This window comes from uncultured Cetobacterium sp. (genome assembly GCF_947039425.1).
Lineage (GTDB): Bacteria > Fusobacteriota > Fusobacteriia > Fusobacteriales > Fusobacteriaceae > Cetobacterium_A.
The window spans coordinates 1-2,722 of record NZ_CAMQYW010000273.1 but is presented as its reverse complement, the minus strand read 5'-3'; the positions used below and the strand labels follow the sequence as shown (position 1 = coordinate 2,722).

The window sequence follows — 2,722 nt, the reverse complement described above, 5'->3', positions numbered from 1 at the left end:
CTCAACATCTGTAACTGTAATCCAGTTAATATCTTTATTTCTTCCAATATTAGCCATTTCTACTACATTTTGATGTGGATGATTATAAGGGACTTTGGGTCCACTAGCTAGAATGATTGATGATGCTAAAAAAAATATGGATAAAAATTTGTTCATTGTTCCTCCTAAAAATTACATATTATTTTAAAATTAATAGTCTTATAAATTGACAATTAAGACTATTTTTCAACAACTAAGTTGTCTTTATTATATCCCTATATTAGTCTAAAATGCAAATTTTTTATAAAAAAATATTTATTTATAAAAAAAATCTTCAATAAGAGTAATTTCCCAGGTTGAATAGTCTAAATATTTTTCACAGTAAATTTTATTATTATAATTATATTCTAAATATTTATAATTATTTTTATCATGTTTTAATAGAATATCAGAAGCTATAGAGTTCAACTTATTTTTCCTTTCTTCTATTCTTTCTTCAACTGTAGTAATTTTCTCCATATTAATCACCTCTTATAATATTATTTAATTTAATAAATTTACAAAATAATATATAAATATCTTTTAAAATTATTGTGAAATTTATTACAGTAAGTTTTACTTTTGACACAGATACAGACAATATGAAAAATGTAAACTATATAAAAAATATAATACGTAGTCATTGTATATATAATTATTATCCAGTACATCTATATCTTGACTTTTTCGTATTGAAAATATACACTTATAATATGTAATATATATTTTCAAATTATATAAATTACTGTTTAAGGAGGACTTATGTTTAGTGTAGAATTAAAGCAAAAAGGATTATTAATTATTTCAAAAAAATTTGGGGATTTGAAAGAGGCGCAAGAATATGCTAAAGAACTGCATATTAAATTTAAAAAAAGTTGTTATGATTGGGAAGTTAATATAATTAAAACTAAATAAAATATAAGAAAAGAAATCTAGGGGGGATTTTCTTTTCTTATATTTTTTAAAATTGTATTAAAATTAATTTGACTTTTAAAAATTATATATATATAATTGGCAATATATAAAGCAATTAAATTTAAATTTCTAGGGGAGCTAATGGCTGAGAGGGGAAATTATTTCCTGACCCTTATAACTTGAACTGGATAATACCAGCGGAGGGAAGGAATTTTTTATTCATAATCTACTTAGTTAAATTTTTTAATTTAATTTTTTTTAGTAGAATTATTTTTAAATTAAAGCCTTGTACTCTATGAGTATAGGGCTTTTTTGTTTTATATAAATAAAATTTAAAGGAGAATGATTATGTATTCTACACAAATGGAAGCTGCTAAAAAAGGGATATTTACTAAAGAGATGGAAATAGTGTCTAAAGATGAGAAGATATCAAAAGAAGAACTTCTTGAAAAAATGTCTCAAGGTAGAATTGTTATACCTAAAAATATAGGTCATAAAAATATTTACCCTAGAGCTGTTGGTGAAGGAATGAAAACTAAAGTTAATGTTAATTTAGGAGTTTCAGAAGATTGCTGTGATTATTCAAATGAAATGATAAAAGTTTTAAAAGCTATTGAATATGGAACTGATGCAATAATGGATTTAAGTACTTTTGGCAATACAAAGGCATTTAGAAAAGAACTTGTGGAAAAAACAGATGTAATGCTAGGAACTGTACCTATGTATGATGCTATTGCAAAACTTGGAAAAAATATAAAAAATATGTCCGTTGATGATCTTTTTGATGTAGTAGAAGAGCATTGTCAAGATGGAATTGATTTTATTACTGTTCATGCAGGATTAAATAGATCATGTATAGATAGATTGAAAAATACAAAAAGACTTACAAAAATAGTGAGTAGAGGAGGTTCAATTCTTTTTCAGTGGATGATAGCAAATGATCAAGAAAATCCTTTTTATGAATATTTTGATAGATTACTTGAAATTTGTCAAAATTATGATGTAACCTTAAGTCTTGGTGATGGATTAAGACCTGGAAGCATAGCTGATTCAACAGATGGACCACAAATACAGGAGCTTTTAATTTTAGGAGAATTAACGAAAAGAGCTTGGGAAAAGAATGTTCAAGTTATAATAGAAGGACCAGGACATATTCCAATGCATGAAATTGTAACAAATATGCAACTTGAAAAGAAACTTTGTTATAATGCTCCTTTTTATGTGTTAGGACCAATAGTAACAGATATAGCGCCTGGATATGATCATATAACAGGAGCTATAGGAGGAGCCATTGCAGCAGCAAGTGGAGCTGATTTTCTTTGTTATGTAACTCCTGCAGAGCATCTTAGATTACCAACTGTAGAAGATATGAAGGAGGGAATTATGGCTTCTAGAATTGCAGCTCATGCTGGGGATATAGCTAAAGGAATAAAAGGTGCTACTGATTGGGATAATAGAATGAGTAAATATAGAGGAGAACTTAATTGGGAAGGAATGTTTAATGAGTGTATAGATATTGAGAAGGCTAAAGAATATAGAGCATCTTCTTCTCCTAGTGAAGAAAAAGTATGTACTATGTGTGGAGATCTTTGTCCTATTAAAAGATGTAATGAGATTCTTGAGTAATAATTTTAAAAGTTATGGGATATTTATTGTAGTTAATAAAAAAAATTCTTCTCCATTATTTATAGGGAAATTAGAAAATGGATATATTTTTCTTTCAAAACCTCAAAATATTATAGAGATCGGAAGAGCGTCGTGTAGGGAAAGAGTGTACGTCCTGGTGTAG

3 protein-coding genes and 1 riboswitch are annotated in these 2,722 nt (G+C 26.9%); of the genes, 2 read left to right on the top strand and 1 reads right to left on the bottom strand.

From position 1 onward, the window contains the following. Nucleotides 1-294 precede the first annotated feature (294 nt). Entirely contained in the window at nt 295-498 is a 204-nt protein-coding gene (locus Q0V09_RS10385; RefSeq protein ID WP_297489317.1) for a hypothetical protein, read from the bottom strand. A 282-nt stretch (nt 499-780) separates the two neighbouring features. On the opposite strand from Q0V09_RS10385, the gene Q0V09_RS10380 reads away from it, so the two are divergent. After that, nucleotides 781-933 (top strand): hypothetical protein, encoded by a 153-nt coding sequence (locus Q0V09_RS10380; RefSeq protein ID WP_297489315.1) that lies wholly within the window; start codon nt 781-783, stop codon nt 931-933. Between the two features lie 121 nt (nt 934-1,054). Further along, a riboswitch (TPP riboswitch) is annotated at nt 1,055-1,156 on the top strand. Nucleotides 1,157-1,281: 125 nt separating this feature from the next. Next, the gene (gene thiC, locus Q0V09_RS10375; protein ID WP_297489312.1) at nt 1,282-2,559 is read left to right on the top strand and encodes a phosphomethylpyrimidine synthase ThiC; all 1,278 of its coding nucleotides are present in this window, start codon (nt 1,282-1,284) and stop codon (nt 2,557-2,559) included. Nucleotides 2,560-2,722 lie beyond the last annotated feature (163 nt).